This window comes from Mycolicibacterium pulveris, from assembly GCF_010725725.1.
GTDB lineage: Bacteria > Actinomycetota > Actinomycetes > Mycobacteriales > Mycobacteriaceae > Mycobacterium > Mycobacterium pulveris.
The window spans coordinates 1,091,342-1,106,928 of the sequence record NZ_AP022599.1 but is presented as its reverse complement, the minus strand read 5'-3'; the positions used below and the strand labels follow the sequence as shown (position 1 = coordinate 1,106,928).

Genomic DNA, 15,587 nt, shown 5'->3' with positions numbered 1-15,587 from the left:
CGGGCCATGGCGACCGAGTTCAACGGCAAAATCGCGCTCGACATCCGAGATTCCGAACCGGATTGGGGACCGTACGCCGCACCGGTGGCGCCCGAGGGGGCGCCCAACGTCTTGTACCTCGTCTGGGACGACGTCGGCATCGCCACGTGGGACTGCTACGGCGGGCTGGTCGAGATGCCTGCGATGAACCGCATCGCCGAACGCGGCGTCCGGCTCACCCAGTTTCACACCACCGCGCTGTGCTCGCCGACCCGGGCGTCACTGCTCACCGGCCGCAACCCGACGACGGTCGGCATGGCCACCATCGAGGAGTTCACCGAGGGCTTCCCGGGTTGCAGCGGACGCATCCCGGCCGACTCCGCGCTGCTTTCCGAAGTGCTCGTCGAGAACGGATACAACACCTACGCCGTCGGCAAATGGCACATGACACCGCTGGAGGAGTCGAATCTGGCGTCCACCAAACGACATTGGCCGCTGGCGCGGGGCTTCGAGCGGTTCTACGGGTTCTTGGGCGGCGAGACCGACCAGTGGTATCCCGACATCATCTACGACAACCACCCCGTCGCGGCGCCGGGGGGACCCGAGGACGGCTATCACCTGTCGAAGGACCTGGCCGACAAGACGATCGAGTTCATCCGCGACGCCAAGGTGATCGCACCAGACAAGCCCTGGTTCACCTACCTGTGTCCGGGCGCCGGGCATGCGCCGCACCATGTCTTCAAGGAGTGGGCGGACCGCTACGCGGGCAAGTTCGACATGGGCTACGAGCGCTACCGCGAGATTGTGCTGGAGAACCAGAAACGGCTCGGCATCGTGCCTGCCGACACCGAACTCTCGCCGATCAACCCGTATGTCGACGTCACCGGCCCGGAGGGGCAGAAGTGGCCGGAACAGGACACGGTGCGGCCGTGGGACTCGCTCAACGACGACGAGAAGAAGCTGTTCTGCCGGATGGCCGAGGTGTTCGCCGGCTTCCTGTCCTACACCGATGCTCAAATCGGCCGGGTGCTGGACTATTTGGAGCAGTCCGGTCAGCTCGACAACACGATCATCGTGGTCATCTCCGACAACGGCGCCAGCGGTGAGGGCGGCCCGAACGGCTCGGTGAACGAACTCAAGTTCTTCAACGGCTACATCGACACCGTCGAGGACGGCCTGCGGTGCATCGACAAACTCGGCGGGCCGGAGACCTTCAACCACTATCCGATCGGCTGGGCGATGGCGTTCAACACGCCCTACAAGCTGTTCAAGCGCTACGCCTCCCATGAGGGCGGCATCGCCGACACGGCAATCATCTCCTGGCCCAAGGGCATCCGTGCACACGGCGAACTGCGCGACAACTACATCAACGTATGTGACATCACCCCGACGGTGTACGACCTGCTCGAGATCACGCCACCTGCCACCGTCAAGGGCATCCCTCAGCGACCGCTCGACGGTATGAGTTTCAAAGCGGCCCTTACCGATCCGGACATGCCCACCGGCAAGGAGACGCAGTTCTACACCATGCTTGGCACCCGCGGGATCTGGCACAAGGGGTGGTTCGCCAACACGGTGCACCCGGCGTCCCCTTCGGGCTGGTCGCACTTCGACAAAGACCGCTGGGAGCTCTACCACATCGAGGTCGACCGCAGCCAAACCCGGGATCTGGCCGCGGAGCACCCCGAGAAGCTCGAAGAGCTCAAGGCGTTGTGGTTCAGCGAGGCCGAGAAGTACAACGGGCTCCCGCTCGGGGACATGGATGTGTTCGAGACCATCGGCCGGTGGCGGCCCAGCCTGGCCGGGGCCCGGGACAACTATGTGTACTACCCCCGCACGGCCGACGTCGGGATGGGCGCCGCCGTGGAGATCGCGGGCCGGTCGTTCGTGCTCGTCGCGGAGGTGACCATCGACACCGAGGAAGCCGAGGGTGTGGTGTTCAAACACGGTGCGGCGCATGGGGGACACGCGCTGTTCCTGCAGGAAGGCCGGCTGCGCTACGTGTACAACTTCCTGGGTGAGGAAGAGCAGTGGCTGTCGTCGCCGGACCCCGTTCCGGTGGGACGACACACGTTCGGTGTCGCGTTCACCCGGACCGGCACGGTCGAGGGCAGCCACACGCCGCTCGGGGACACCGCGCTCTACATCGACGGGTCCGAGGTGGCCACCATGTCCGGAATGCGGATTCTGCCAGGATCGTTCGGCCTGGCCGCTGCGGCGTTGTGCGTCGGCCGCAACACCGGGTCGCCGGTATCACGTTCGTACAAGCCGCCTTTCCCGTTCACCGGGGGCACCATCGCGCAGGTGAACGTCGACGTGTCGGGCAAGCCGTACGTCGATGTGGAACGGGAGTTCGCCCGCGCGTTCGCGAAGGACTGAAGCGATTTGACAAGAGCGAAGGACTGAAGGGAACCGATGCCCGCGCGGTGGACGGCACTCGTCGCACTCGGCTTGGCGGCGGGTGCCGTTTCGGCCTGCGAACGAACCGATGTCGGCGATCCCGTCGCCGCCGATGTGGCCGTCCCCGCCACGTCGACGCCGTCGACGCGGGCCATCCCGACCCCGCAGACCGAGCTCACCGAACCCGGCATCGTCTCCACCACGCGCACACCGGTGCCTGCCGGCGAGGTCACCTGCGAACCGCCCAACCCCCCGCCGGTAGGGGTGACGGCGACGGTGGCCGATCCGGCGGCGCCGAAGATCACGGTGGCCCTGCCGGAGGGCTGGTCGACGTCGGCGGGCGAGGGCGACATCGGTGCGAAGCTGCAGGGCCAGGACGGGGTCTGGGCGACGGTGACGATCGTGCGGACGCAGCTGGATCCGGCCGAGGCGTTCGAGAAGTACGTCAACGACGCGATGGCGGAGTCCGAGGTGAGCAGCGTGAGCGTGTTGCCCGCCGAACTGTGCGGCTACAGCGGTCAGAAGCTGCTCGGGACGCGGTCGGACTCGCGCGAGAACGCCGTGGAGTTCGCCGACCGCATCGCACACATCTGGACCAACACCAACAACTATCTCGTCGCCGTGCACGTCGAAGGGCCCGCCGACACCCCGGGCTTCGAGCCGATGACCTCGCCGCTGATGGCCGACTTCGCCGTCGTTCTACCCTGAGTCCATGCTCACCGAGCTCGTCGAGCTGCCGGGCGGGTCGTTTCGGATGGGCTCGACGCAGTTCTATCCGGAAGAGGCGCCGTCGCACACCGTCCAGGTGGCCGCGTTCGCCGTCGAACGCCATCCGGTCACCAACGCGCAGTTCGCCGAGTTCGTCGAGGAGACCGGCTACCGCACCGTCGCCGAGCAGCCGCTGGACCCGGCGCTGTATCCGGGCGCTGCCGCCGCGGACCTGGTGCCGGGCGGGCTGGTCTTTCGGCCCACCTCTGGGCCCGTCGACCTGCGTGACTGGCGGCAGTGGTGGATGTGGACGCCGGGGGCGTGCTGGCGCGACCCGCTCGGCCCGGGGGGTCCATCGTGGCGGGAGCGGCCGGATCATCCCGTCGTGCAGGTGGCCTATCCCGACGCGGCCGCCTACGCGCGCTGGGCCGGTCGGCGGCTGCCCACCGAGGCCGAATGGGAGTTCGCCGCCCGCGCCGGCACGACGACCACCTATCCGTGGGGCGAGGAGGCGCGCCCGGGCGGGCGGTTGATGGCCAACACCTGGCAGGGCGACTTTCCGTACCGCAACACCGGCGCGCTCGGCTGGGTCGGCACCTCACCCGTGGGGACCTTTCCGCCCAACGCGTTCGGCCTGGTCGACATGATCGGCAACGTCTGGGAGTGGACGACGACGCGGTTCTGGGGCCACCACCGCCTCGATGAGCCGCCGAAGCCCTGCTGCACGCCCGGCGGCCCCGCCGACCCGACCGTGCACCAGGCGCTCAAGGGCGGCTCGTATCTGTGCGCCCCCGAGTACTGCCACCGCTACCGTCCCACAGCGCGCTCACCGCAGTCGCAGGACAGCGCGACCACGCACATCGGCTTCCGCTGCGTGGCCGACATCTGACCTGGCCGCCGAGTGTGGGCTCGACACACGCTGACCAGCGCGAGAGCGTGCCGGTAACCCACGTTCGGCCCCAACTGCGACGATTTGGTTCATCGCTGGTCGTGACCTAGTATTAAGCGGTTGCCTTGGGCAGACCTCGGCCGATCCAGCTGGATAGGCCCCGCGTGCCCTTCGGTGACAGCAAGACCGCGCATGTCCAGGTCGGTATCTGGCGTGCACACAAATACCAGGTCGAGGAGATCGAGTGATTCAGCAGGAATCGCGGGTGAAGGTCGCCGACAACACGGGCGCACGAGAAATCCTGTGCATCCGCGTGCTCGGCGGCTCCGGGCGGCGCTACGCCGGCATCGGCGACGTCATCGTGGCGACCGTCAAGGAGGCCATCCCCGGCGGCAACATCAAGCGGGGCGAGATCGTGAAGGCCGTCATCGTGCGCACCGTCAAGGAGCGTCGCCGCGCCGACGGCAGCTACATCAAGTTCGACGAGAACGCCGCGGTCATCATCAAGGCCGACAACGACCCGCGCGGAACCCGCATCTTCGGTCCGGTCGGCCGCGAACTTCGCGAGAAGCGCTTCATGAAGATCGTCTCGCTCGCTCCGGAGGTGTTGTAGATGAAGGTCCACAAGGGCGACACCGTGCTGGTCATCTCCGGCAAGGACAAAGGCGCCAAGGGCAAGGTGCTGGTGGCCTACCCGGCACGCAACAAGGTTCTCGTCGAGGGCGTGAACCGCATCAAGAAGCACACCGCGGTGTCGAGCAACGAACGCGGCGCGCAGTCCGGCGGCATCGTCACCCAGGAGGCCCCGATCCACGTCAGCAACGTGATGGTCGTCGACTCCGACGGCAAGCCGACCCGCGTCGGGTACCGCATTGACGAAGAGACCGGCAAGAAGGTCCGCATCGCCAAGACCAACGGCAAGGACATCTGATGACCACAGAGACCCATCCCGGCGCTTCGCTTGCCCAGGAAGAAAAGACCCTCCCGCGCCTCAAGCAGCGCTACCGCGAGGAGATCCGCGACGCGTTGCGCAAGGAGTTCGGCTACGCCAACGTCATGCAGATCCCCGGCGTGGTCAAGGTGGTCGTCAACATGGGCGTCGGCGACGCCGCCCGCGACGCCAAGCTGATCAACGGCGCCGTCAACGATCTGGCTTTGATCACGGGTCAGAAACCTGAAATCCGCAAGGCCCGCAAATCGATCGCCCAGTTCAAGCTGCGCGAGGGCATGCCGATCGGCGCCCGCGTCACGCTGCGCGGCGATCGGATGTGGGAGTTCCTGGACCGGCTGATCTCCATCGCGCTGCCGCGTATCCGCGACTTCCGCGGGCTCTCGCCCAAGCAGTTCGACGGCACCGGCAACTACACGTTCGGGTTGACCGAACAGTCGGTGTTCCACGAGATCGACGTCGACAGCATCGACCGCCCGCGCGGCATGGACATCACCGTCGTCACCTCGGCGACCAACGACGACGAAGGACGAGCGCTGTTGCGGGCGCTGGGCTTTCCGTTCAAGGAGAACTGAGCTAAATGGCAAAGAAGGCATTGGTCAACAAGGCCAACAAGAAGCCGAAATTCAAGGTGCGCGGCTACACGCGGTGCAGCAAGTGCGGCCGTCCGCGCGCGGTGTTCCGCAAGTTCGGCCTGTGCCGAATCTGCCTGCGCGAGATGGCACATGCCGGCGAACTGCCCGGCGTCCAGAAGGCCAGCTGGTAACAGCAGACCACTACTAGAACAGGTGCGCGGCAGGCCCGGAACGGGAACCGTCGCGAGGAAGGTGAATCTCCTGTCATGACCGCGATGACGACGATGCGGAGCGCAGCGCCGATGAGGAGCCGTGCCCGATGACGATGACGGATCCGATCGCAGACTTCTTGACGCGTCTGCGCAACGCCAATTCGGCGTATCACGACGAGGTGCGGTTGCCGCATTCGAAATTGAAGGCCAACATCGCCGAGATCCTCAAGAACGAGGGCTACATCTCCGATTACCGCACCGAAGACGCTCGGGTCGGCAAATCGCTGGTGGTGCAACTGAAGTACGGGCCAAGCCGGGAGCGCAGCATCGCCGGCCTGCGCCGGGTGTCCAAGCCCGGTCTGCGCGTGTACGCGAAATCCACCAACCTGCCGCGGGTGCTCGGCGGCCTTGGCGTGGCGATCATCTCGACGTCGTCCGGGCTGAAGACCGACCGCCAGGCTGCTCGCGAGGGCGTGGGCGGCGAAGTCCTCGCGTACGTGTGGTGAGGGAGGTTTAGACATGTCCCGCATTGGAAAGCAACCGGTCCTGGTGCCGTCCGGGGTCGACGTGACGATCGACGGCCAGCACGTGTCGGTCAAGGGCCCCAAGGGGTCCCTCGAACTGGCGGTGGCCGAGCCGATCAAGGTGTCGCGCGACGACGACGGCGCCATCGTGGTGACCCGCCCCGACGACGATCGGCACAACCGCTCGCTGCACGGGTTGTCGCGCACGCTGGTGGCCAACCTGATCACCGGTGTGACCGAGGGTTACACCACGAAGATGGAGATCCACGGCGTCGGTTACCGCGTGCAGCTCAAGGGCAACACGCTCGAGTTCTCGCTCGGCTACAGCCATCCCGTCACCGTCGAGGCGCCGGAGGGCATCACCTTTGCGGTGGAGTCGCCCACCAAGTTCTCGATCTCGGGTATCGACAAGCAGAAGGTCGGTCAGATCTCGGCGAACATCCGCCGCCTGCGCCGCCCGGACCCCTACAAGGGCAAGGGCGTTCGCTACGAGGGCGAGCAGATCCGCCGCAAGGTCGGAAAGACAGGTAAGTAGACATGGCTACTCAGACAGAGTCCGCGAAGCGCGCTGCGGTGGGCCGCAACGTCTCCGAGGTCCGGCGGACCGCGCGCAAGCGTCGGCACGCCCGGCTGCGCAAGAAGATCTCGGGCACCGCCGAGCTGCCCCGCCTGGTCGTGCACCGCTCGTCGCGGCACATCCACGTGCAGCTGGTCAACGACCTCAACGGCACCACGCTGGCCGCCGCCTCCTCGATCGAACCCGATGTGCGTGCGGTCGACGGCGACAAGAAGGCCCACAGCGTGCGCGTCGGTCAGCTGATCGCCGAGCGCGCCAAGGCCGCCGGGATCGAGCAGGTCGTGTTCGACCGTGGCGGATACACCTACGGTGGACGGATAGCGGCACTGGCTGACGCGGCACGCGAAGGCGGGCTGAAATTCTAATGACTGATAACGGAAGGACTGCATGATGGCCGAGCAGGCAACCGCCGGCGGCCCCTCAGACACCCGCCCAGCGCGCGGTGAGCGCGAGGGCCGGGGTCGTCGCGACGACCGTGGCGGCCGTGGCCGCGACGGTGACAAGACCAACTACCTCGAGCGTGTCGTCTCGATCAACCGGGTCTCCAAGGTGGTCAAGGGTGGCCGCCGGTTCAGCTTCACCGCGCTGGTGATCGTCGGCGACGGCAACGGCATGGTCGGCGTCGGCTACGGCAAGGCCAAGGAAGTTCCGGCCGCAATCGCCAAGGGCGTCGACGAGGCACGCAAGAACTTCTTCCGGGTTCCGCTGATCGGCGGCACCATCACCCACCCGGTGCAGGGCGAAGCCGCCGCCGGTGTGGTGATGCTGCGCCCGGCCAGCCCCGGTACCGGCGTGATCGCCGGCGGCGCCGTTCGTGCGGTGCTGGAATGTGCTGGCGTGCGCGACATCCTGGCCAAGTCCCTGGGCAGCGACAACGCGATCAACGTGGTGCATGCCACCGTTGCCGCACTCAAGCTGCTGCAGCGTCCCGAAGAGGTGGCGGCCCGCCGCGGGCTGCCCATCGAGGACGTGGCACCCGCGGGCATGCTGCGGGCCAGGCGCGAGGCCGAGGCACTGGCCGCAACGGCCGCACGAGAAGGGTCGGCCTAGCCATGGCGGAGCTGAAGATCACCCAGGTGCGCAGCACCATCGGTGCGCGCTGGAAGCAGCGCGAGAGCCTACGTACGCTGGGGCTGCGCCGTATCCGGCAGTCCGTGGTCCGTGAGGACAACCCGCAGACGCGCGGGCTGATCAAGACCGTGCATCACCTCGTGAAGGTGGAGGAGGTCTAACCTATGACACCCATCAAGCTTCATGACCTGAAACCCGCCCCCGGCTCCAAGAAGGCCAAGACCCGCGTCGGTCGCGGTGAGGGCTCGGGCCGCGGGAAGACCGCCGGTCGCGGCACCAAGGGCACCAAGGCCCGCAAGAACGTGCCCGCGACGTTCGAGGGCGGCCAGATGCCGATCCACATGCGGCTGCCCAAGCTCAAGGGGTTCCGCAACCGGTTCCGCACCACCTATGAGGTGGTCAACGTCGGCGACATCAACAAGCTGTTCCCCAACGGCGGCGACGTCGGCGTTGACGAGCTGGTGGCCGCGGGCGCGGTGCGCAAGAACACGCTGGTTAAGGTGCTCGGCGACGGCAAGCTGACCGCGAAGGTCAACGTCACCGCGCACAAGTTCAGCGGCAGCGCACGCGAAAAGATCACCGCCGCAGGCGGTTCGGCGACCGAGCTGTAGAGGCGCGACACGAAGGGGCCCCGCGGGTGCGGGGCCTTTTTCGTGCGGGTTTCGTGCGGGCGTCCATCGACTGTGCGGTGTCATACGCGACACGCCGCCAGCGGCGGATGAGACCGCACAGTCGCGCACGAAGCGGCCGCCCGCGGCGTCGGTAGGCTCGAAGCATGTTCGCATTCCTGCCCGGCATCCCCGGCGCCGACGACATCCGCGCCCTGGCCCAGCGCATCGACACCGCCAGGCACCACGGAGTGCCCGACGGCTGCGTGCTGGAACTCGACCTGACGGCGGTGCCGAACGAGACCGGCGGCTTCGACCCGTTCGCGTTCATCGCGGGCGGCGGCAAGCCGCTGGTGCTCCGGCAGGCCGTCGACGCCATCCACCGCGCCGCCGAGGATCCGCGGGTGGCGGGGCTGATCGCGCGGATCCAGCTGCCTGCCGCCCCGGCGGGGCCGGTGCAGGAACTGCGGTCGGCGATCGCGGCGTTCAGCGACGCCAAACCGTCGCTGGCGTGGGCGGAGACCTACCCCGGCACCATGTCCTACTACCTGGCGTCGGCGTTCCGCGAGGTGTGGATGCAGCCGTCGGGATCGGTCGGGCTGGTCGGGTTCGCCACCAACGCGCTGTTCCTGCGTGACGCGCTGGACAAGGCCGGCATCGAGGCGCAATTCATCGCCCGCGGCGAATACAAGTCCGCCGCAAACCGTTTCACACAGAACAGCTACACCGAAGCCCACCGCGAGGCCGACACCCGGCTGATCGAAAGCCTGCACGCGCAGGTGATCGAGGGGGTGGCCGGGTCGCGCCATCTGGACCCCGACGAGGTCGACGCGCTCGCCGACAGGGCCCCGCTGCTGCGCGACGACGCCGTCACGAGCCGGCTCGTCGACCGCATCGGGTTCCGTGACGAGGCCTACGCACGCATCGCCGAACTTGTTGGCGCCCCGGGGATCTCACCGGAAACCGGGGACGCCGACTCCGAGGACGCGCCGCCGCGGCTGTATCTGTGGCGGTATGCGCGCGCCACCGCGCCGCGGTCCGGGCCGTCGATGCCCCCGATTCCCGGCCGCAAGCCCAAACCGGCGATCGCGGTGGTCACGCTGGACGGCCCGATCGTCAGCGGCCGCGGCGGCCCGCCGCTGCTGCCGCTGGGCAACTCGAGCGCGGGCGGCGACACGATCGCCGCAGCGCTGCGCGAGGCCGCCGCCGACGACGACGTCGTGGCCATCGTGCTGCGGGTGGAGAGTCCCGGCGGGTCGGTTTCCGGGTCGGAGACCATCTGGCGTGAGGTGGCGAAGGTGCGCGACGGCGGCACACCCGTCGTCGCCTCGATGGGGGCGGTGGCGGCCTCCGGCGGCTACTACGTGTCGATGGGCGCCGACGCCATCGTCGCCAACCCGGGCACCATCACCGGATCCATCGGCGTGATCACCGGCAAGCTGGTGGCCCGCGAGCTCAAGGACCGGCTCGGGCTGAGCTCGGATTCGGTGCGCACCAACCGAAATGCCGATGCATGGTCGATCAACCAGCCGTTCACCGAGGAGCAGCACGAGCACATCGTCGCCGAGACCGACCTGGTCTACACCGACTTCGTGGAGCGGGTCGCCCAGGGCCGCAAGATGAGCGTCGAGGACGTCGACGCTGTCGCTCGGGGCCGGATCTGGACGGGCGCCGACGCGCTGGAGCGCGGCCTGGTCGACGAGCTCGGCGGGCTGCGCACCGCGATCACCCGCGCGAAGGTGCTGGCCGGTCTCGACCCCGACGCCGAGGTGCGCACCGTCGGATACCCCGGGTCGTCGCTGAGGGATCTGTTGCGGCCCAAGCCGTCGTCACAGCCGGCGGCGGCCTCGCTGCCGGAGGCGTTCGCCGCGCTGGTGGGCCGGTCGCTGGTCGGCGTGCTCGACAACGCGGAGCGCTCGCTGTCCGGGGTGAGCGCGCTCTGGCTGGGCGACACCCGCTTTTGATTACGCCCAAAGGGACAAGCGGGCGCAAAAGTGCGAGTAGATCTCGCCATTTCGTCGACCTCGGGGAAGTGCTTACCCCTGCTGGCGCAGATACCCGTACACCGCCGCGAAGTTGCGGTTGACCTCCTCGGGTATCGGCACCGGCCCACCCAAAGCTCGGGCACCCCAGGTGATCTGGGCGGTACGCTCCACCAGCGCGGTGACGTGCAGCGCCTTGTCCGGGCGCCCGGCGACCGCGACCAGGCCGTGGTTGGCGATCAGCGCGGCCGCGCGCCCCTCCAGCGCCTTCACGGCATTGTGGCCGACGTCGGGAGTGCCTGACGCCGCGTAGTCCGCGCAGCGGATGTCGCCGCCGCAGTACACCGCGAACTCGTCGACACATGCCGGAATCGACTGGCGCGCAACGGCGAACATCGTCGCCCACACGGGATGGCTGTGGATCACGCTGCCGATGTCGTCGAACGCGCGGTAGCACGCCAGATGCAACGCCATCTCCGACGACGGCGCTCGACCGTCCTTGGCCGCCACCACGTTTCCGTCGGCATCGACCACCACGAGGTCGTCGCGCGTCATATCGCGGTAGTCCACCGACGACGGGGTGATGACCAAGTTCGCGTCCGCACGCCGGGCCGAGATGTTGCCCGCGGTGCCCTCGACCAGCCCGCGCCGCAGCATGTCCTTGGCCGCAGCGAGCACCGCGTCCTCGGGGTTGTCCACGAACCTCATGGGCTGAGCACCTCCGGGTTGACGATATGTGCGGGTCGACGCCCCGACAGCAGCGCGTCGAGGTCGTCGGCGACCATCTGCGCCTGTCGCGCCTCAGTGTTCCACGTCGCACCGCCGATATGGGGGGTGAGCACGACGTTGGCCATCGTGGTCAGCGGGTGATCGGGCGGCAGCCATTCGCCGACGAAGTGGTCCAGGCCCGCCGCGGCGACCTTGCCGCGGCGCAGCGCGTCGACCAGCGCGTCGGTGTCGTGCAGCTGGGCACGCGCGGTGTTGAGGAACACCACGCCGTCGCGCATCGCCGCGAACTGCTCGGCACCGATCATGCCGACCGTCTCGTCGGTGACGGGCGCATGCAGTGACACGACGTCGGCCTCGGCCAGCAGCTCGTCGAGGCTGTGACGGGCCTCGTCGTGGTAGGGGTCGTACGCGATCACGTTCATCCCGAGCCCCTCCAGCCGCCAGCGCAGGGCGCGCGCCACCGCGCCCAGCCCGACCAGCCCAGCCGTCAACCCGGCGATCTCCCACGCACGGAAGCGCTGATAGGGGATGGTGCCGTCGCGGAACACCTCGCCGGCGCGGACGTCGGCGTCCGCGGTGAGCACATGACGCGTCACCGCGAAAAGCAACGCCACCGCCATCTCGGCCACCGCGTCGGCGTTGCGGGCCGGGGTGTGCAGCACCGGGATTCGCGCCGCGGTGGCAGCGTCGACGTCGACGTTGTTCGGGTCGCCGCGGGTGGACGCCACCGCCCGCAGCGGCAGGTCGAACACCGGCCCGGCCACCGAATCACCCTCCACCACAAGCACATCGGCGCGCTCGGCCGCGGCCTGCTCGGCGAGTTGCTCAGCGGTGTAGATCCGCAGCGGACGCAGCTCGATCCACGGGTCATACACCACGTCGACCAGCCGGCCGAGCTTGTCGAATCCCGGGCCGCGAAGCGGTGCGGTCACCAGCGCACGAAGTCGGGTCACGATTGCCCATGGTGGCGTACGGTGACCGGCGTGTCAGCCAAAGAGCTCACAATCGGCGTGGACATCGGCACCACCGCGGTCAAAGCCGTGGCCGCCGACGCCGACGGCCGGGTGGTGGCCAGGACACGGATCCCGCATCGGCTGCGGGTGCCCGCCCCGGGCCGGCTCGAGCACGACGCCGACGAAGCGTGGCGGCAGGGCCCGCTGCGCGCGCTGGCCGAGCTCGACAGGCCGGACGCGGCGGCGGTGACGGTCACGGCCATGGTGCCGTCGCTGACCGCCGTCGACGCCGAGGGTCGTCCGCTCACCCCGGGCCTGCTCTACGGCGACAGCCGCGGCCGCTCCGAAACCGGCGCCGACACCAGGTTCCTCACCGGCGAGGCCGTGGAGTTCCTGCGCTGGACCGCGCGGCAGGCACCCGACGCGCACGGCTACTGGCCCGCCGCCGCGGTGGCCAACCACGCGTTGGCGGGGGAGGCGACCGTCGACACCGCCACCGCGGGAACCACCTACCCGCTGTATGACCGCGACAGCTGGAACGAAAACATCTGTGCCGCTTGTGAAGTCACGCCCGCACAGCTGCCGGGTGTCGCGCCGACGGGGACACCGGTCGGTCGGGTGCGCGACGGCGACGCGGTGCTGGGCGCCGGCGCGGTGGATGCGGTGTGCGAGCAGATGGTCTCCGGCGCCGACCGCGACGGCGACGTGCTGGTGCTGTGCGGCACGACGCTGATCGTATGGGCGACGATCGGCGAGTACCGCGAGGTGCCCGGGCTGTGGACGTTGCCGCACAGCGCGCCGGGCCGCTACCAGATCGGCGGGCCCAGCAACGCCGGCGGGCTGTTTCTGAGCTGGGCGGATCGCCTCCTGGCCCCCGCCGCCGCCGACACCGCCGTCGACGCGCGACGGATACCGGTGTGGGCGCCCTACGTTCGCGGTGAGCGCGTCCCGTACCACGACCCGGATCGCCGCGCCGCGCTTGACGGTCTGGACCTCACCCACGACGGCGCCGCGGTGCGCCGGGCCGCCTACGAGGCCTCGGGGTTCGTCGTGCGCCAACTCGTCGAGCGCAGCGGCGCAGCGGCGGCGCGCATCGTCGCGACCGGCGGCGGCACCCGCGTCGCTCCCTGGATGCAGGCCATCGCCGACGCGACCGGGCTGCCCGTGCACGTCTCGGCCATCCCCGAAGGCGCCGCGTTGGGGGCGGCGTTCCTCGGGCGGATGGCCGCCGGGCTGGAATCGTCGACCTCCGACGCGGCCCGCTGGGCGCGCACCGAACGCGTCGTCGACCCCGACCCGCGCTGGTCGGCGCCGACGCAGGAGCGTTACGGCAGGTTCCTCGAACTCGCCGAGCGCCGAAGAGAACTCAGCCCTTGACCCCGGCGACGTAGCTCATGTCGGCGAACATCCCGATGGTCTCCTCCTCGGGGAAGGTGAACCCGTTGGCGGCGTAGGCTTCTCGCATCGATTGCGCCGACACCGTCCAGCCGTGCCCGGCCAGGTATTCGATGACGTCGTTGCGCTCGCCGTGATAGATCAGCTCACCCATCTCGATCGACGAGCCGTACTTCTTCATCCGGTCGGCGATGCGCTGCGAGCGCTCGTCGGAGAACATCGTGATGTCGGGGATGTGCTCGGTGGCCACCCTGCTGCCGGGCGCCGACAACTCGGTGATCCGGTCGAACAGCAGGTCCTGCGCCTCGGGCGGCAGATAGATGAGCAGCCCCTCGGCGATCCATGCCGTCGGGCGAGACGGGTCGAACCCGTTGTTGCACAGCGCTTTCGGCCAATCCTCACGAAGGTCGATCGCGACGGTGCGCCGGTCGGCCGTCGGCTGCGCGTCCAGCTCGGCCAGCGTCGAGGTCTTGAACGCGATGACGTCGGGCTGGTCGACCTCGAACACCGTCGTCCCGGCGGGCCAGCCCAGCCGGTAGGCCCGCGCGTCCAGCCCCGCCGCCAGGATCACGGCCTGGCGCACACCCGCCGCTGCGGCGTCGGTGAACAACCTGTCGAAGTGGCGGGTGCGCACCGCCATTCCCTCGGCGGCCCTGCGCACGTTGAACTCGGGATCGACGGCCTCCAAATCGATCGAGCCGTCGAGCGCCTGGGTGAAGAAGTCCAGCCCCACCGCGCGCACCAACGGCTCGGCGAACGGGTCGTCGATCAGCCCCTCCCGGTGGGCCAGCACACGCTGGGCGGCCACCATCGTCGCGGTCGCGCCCACGCTCGACGCCAGGTCCCAGGTGTCGTTGTCGGTGCGGCTCATGCGGACAGCCTCCCGCTGACGTACTGCAGCTCACCGAAGTCGGCGGCGTCCTCGTCGTCCAACGGCGGCAACCCGTTGGCGACCAGCAGGTCCCTGACGCTCCGGCGGGTCAGCCGCCATCCGCGCTCCTGTAGGTAGGCGGCGGCCTCGTTGCGGTCACCGAGGTACACCAGCTCGGCGAAGTCCAGGTCGAAACCGTGCTGCTGCCAGCGTTGCGACGCCGTGCGCATCCGCTCGACCGCCTTGTCATGGCGGTCCGGATCGACGTGGGGCACGCTCTCCACCGCGATCCAGCTGCCAGGGGCGCTCAACTCTGTGATCGTGTCGAGCAGCCGGTCCTGGGCGTCGGGCGGCAGATAGCCCAGCAGGCCCTCCGCGCTCCACGCCGACGGTCGGGTGGGGTCGAAGCCCGCGCCGATCAGCGCCGACGGCCAGTCATGGCGCAGGTCGACGGCAACCGTGCGACGCTCGGCGGTCGGTGCGGCACCCAAGTCGGCCAGCGTCGTGGTCTTGAAGTCGATGACGGCGGGTTGGTCGATCTCATAGACGACGACGCCGGCGGGCCAGTCCAACCGGTAGGCCCGCGCGTCCAGCCCGGAGGCCAGGATCACCGCCTGCCGGACGCCGTCGGCCGCCGAGTCCCGAAAGAAGTCGTCGAAGAACCTGGTCCGCACCGCCATGTTGTCGGCCATCCGCTGCATTCCGGCCGTCTCGCTGTCATCGAGATCCTCGGGCCGCAGCTCCCCGGTGACCAGGCGGGTGAAGAAGTCCACACCGACCGCCCGCACCAACGGATCGGCGAACGGATCGTCGATCAGCGGCTGGTCAGCGCTGCTGGCCAGCGCTCGGGCGGCGGCGACCATCGTGGCCGTCGCCCCGACGCTGGAAGCCAGATCCCAGGTGTCATTGTCGGTCCGCGTCATCTGAGTCCCCTCAGCCGTTCGTTACTTAGTGGGGGTAACGAGATGTCTGACACGGTATGTTCCCGACCTGAGAGGCCGCTGTGAGTCTGGGGTGCACGGCGAGGCGATTCCAACTGTTACTCTCGTAGACTGTTTGACGGGTAACTTCGCAGGCTGCGCGCTCGGCGGAGGTCCGCACACGACTTAACCATGACGCTGGTCCGACCAGCCCAGTTCGCACGTCGCGGCCACCACGGTCGGCT

General features: G+C 68.7%; 19 protein-coding genes. 15 read left to right on the top strand and 4 right to left on the bottom strand.

What is annotated here, in order from left to right:
* The first annotated feature begins 6 nt into the window (after positions 1-6).
* The 14 genes from G6N28_RS05640 to sppA all read left to right on the top strand — a co-directional run bounded on the left by G6N28_RS05640 (position 7) and on the right by sppA (position 10,456).
* Positions 7-2,358 (top strand): arylsulfatase, encoded by a 2,352-nt coding sequence (locus G6N28_RS05640; protein ID WP_163897923.1) that lies wholly within the window; start codon positions 7-9, stop codon positions 2,356-2,358.
* Between the two features lie 36 nt (positions 2,359-2,394).
* Positions 2,395-3,087 carry a hypothetical protein gene (locus G6N28_RS05635; RefSeq protein ID WP_163897920.1) on the top strand — a complete coding sequence of 231 codons (693 nt, stop codon included), beginning with the start codon at positions 2,395-2,397 and terminating at the stop codon, positions 3,085-3,087.
* 4 nt (positions 3,088-3,091) lie between these two features.
* A complete protein-coding gene (locus tag G6N28_RS05630) occupies positions 3,092-3,976 on the top strand; it encodes a formylglycine-generating enzyme family protein (RefSeq protein WP_163897917.1) in 885 nt (294 codons plus the stop codon).
* Between the two features lie 244 nt (positions 3,977-4,220).
* A complete protein-coding gene (gene rplN / locus G6N28_RS05625; protein WP_163897914.1) occupies positions 4,221-4,589 on the top strand; it encodes a 50S ribosomal protein L14 in 369 nt (122 codons plus the stop codon).
* A complete protein-coding gene (gene rplX / locus G6N28_RS05620; protein WP_163897910.1) occupies positions 4,590-4,907 on the top strand; it encodes a 50S ribosomal protein L24 in 318 nt (105 codons plus the stop codon).
* Entirely contained in the window at positions 4,907-5,500 is a 594-nt protein-coding gene (rplE, locus tag G6N28_RS05615; protein ID WP_163897907.1) for a 50S ribosomal protein L5, read from the top strand. The genes rplX and rplE overlap by 1 nt, the downstream gene beginning before the upstream one ends.
* A 5-nt stretch (positions 5,501-5,505) precedes the next feature.
* On the top strand, positions 5,506-5,691 hold the full coding sequence (locus G6N28_RS05610) for a type Z 30S ribosomal protein S14 (RefSeq protein ID WP_163897904.1): 186 nt from the start codon (positions 5,506-5,508) through the stop codon (positions 5,689-5,691).
* 128 nt (positions 5,692-5,819) lie between these two features.
* A complete protein-coding gene (gene rpsH, locus G6N28_RS05605) occupies positions 5,820-6,218 on the top strand; it encodes a 30S ribosomal protein S8 (protein ID WP_128107845.1) in 399 nt (132 codons plus the stop codon).
* A 13-nt stretch (positions 6,219-6,231) separates the two neighbouring features.
* Positions 6,232-6,771: a 50S ribosomal protein L6 gene (gene rplF, locus G6N28_RS05600; protein ID WP_163897901.1), complete on the top strand. Its 540-nt coding sequence runs from the start codon at positions 6,232-6,234 to the stop codon at positions 6,769-6,771.
* A gap of 2 nt (positions 6,772-6,773) precedes the next feature.
* On the top strand, positions 6,774-7,178 hold the full coding sequence (gene rplR / locus G6N28_RS05595; protein ID WP_163897897.1) for a 50S ribosomal protein L18: 405 nt from the start codon (positions 6,774-6,776) through the stop codon (positions 7,176-7,178).
* A gap of 25 nt (positions 7,179-7,203) precedes the next feature.
* On the top strand, positions 7,204-7,863 hold the full coding sequence (rpsE, locus tag G6N28_RS05590; RefSeq protein ID WP_179962021.1) for a 30S ribosomal protein S5: 660 nt from the start codon (positions 7,204-7,206) through the stop codon (positions 7,861-7,863).
* A 2-nt stretch (positions 7,864-7,865) separates the two neighbouring features.
* Positions 7,866-8,045 carry a 50S ribosomal protein L30 gene (gene rpmD, locus G6N28_RS05585; RefSeq protein WP_046753710.1) on the top strand — a complete coding sequence of 60 codons (180 nt, stop codon included), beginning with the start codon at positions 7,866-7,868 and terminating at the stop codon, positions 8,043-8,045.
* A 3-nt stretch (positions 8,046-8,048) separates the two neighbouring features.
* A complete protein-coding gene (gene rplO, locus G6N28_RS05580) occupies positions 8,049-8,495 on the top strand; it encodes a 50S ribosomal protein L15 (protein ID WP_163897891.1) in 447 nt (148 codons plus the stop codon).
* Between the two features lie 164 nt (positions 8,496-8,659).
* Positions 8,660-10,456, top strand: a complete 1,797-nt coding sequence (sppA, locus tag G6N28_RS05575) for a signal peptide peptidase SppA (RefSeq protein ID WP_163897889.1) — start codon at positions 8,660-8,662, stop codon at positions 10,454-10,456.
* A 72-nt stretch (positions 10,457-10,528) separates the two neighbouring features.
* Here sppA and G6N28_RS05570 read toward each other — a convergent pair whose 3' ends face one another.
* On the bottom strand, positions 10,529-11,182 hold the full coding sequence (locus G6N28_RS05570; protein ID WP_163897886.1) for an L-fuculose-phosphate aldolase: 654 nt from the start codon (positions 11,180-11,182) through the stop codon (positions 10,529-10,531).
* Complete coding sequence (locus tag G6N28_RS05565) at positions 11,179-12,159, bottom strand: NAD(P)-dependent oxidoreductase (RefSeq protein ID WP_163905864.1); 981 nt, start codon at positions 12,157-12,159, stop codon at positions 11,179-11,181. The genes G6N28_RS05570 and G6N28_RS05565 overlap by 4 nt, the downstream gene beginning before the upstream one ends.
* A 27-nt stretch (positions 12,160-12,186) precedes the next feature.
* On the opposite strand from G6N28_RS05565, the gene G6N28_RS05560 reads away from it, so the two are divergent.
* Positions 12,187-13,533, top strand: coding sequence for a xylulokinase (locus G6N28_RS05560; RefSeq protein ID WP_163905866.1), 1,347 nt, complete (start codon positions 12,187-12,189; stop codon positions 13,531-13,533).
* On the opposite strand, the gene G6N28_RS05555 is transcribed toward G6N28_RS05560, so the two are convergent.
* Together G6N28_RS05555 and G6N28_RS05550 are read right to left on the bottom strand one after the other, a co-directional pair.
* Positions 13,523-14,422, bottom strand: coding sequence for a class I SAM-dependent methyltransferase (locus tag G6N28_RS05555; protein WP_163897882.1), 900 nt, complete (start codon positions 14,420-14,422; stop codon positions 13,523-13,525). The two genes, G6N28_RS05560 and G6N28_RS05555, sit on opposite strands and share 11 nt — an antisense overlap.
* Positions 14,419-15,345 (bottom strand): class I SAM-dependent methyltransferase, encoded by a 927-nt coding sequence (locus tag G6N28_RS05550; protein WP_163897879.1) that lies wholly within the window; start codon positions 15,343-15,345, stop codon positions 14,419-14,421. Before G6N28_RS05550 ends, G6N28_RS05555 begins: the two co-directional genes overlap by 4 nt.
* Positions 15,346-15,587 lie beyond the last annotated feature (242 nt).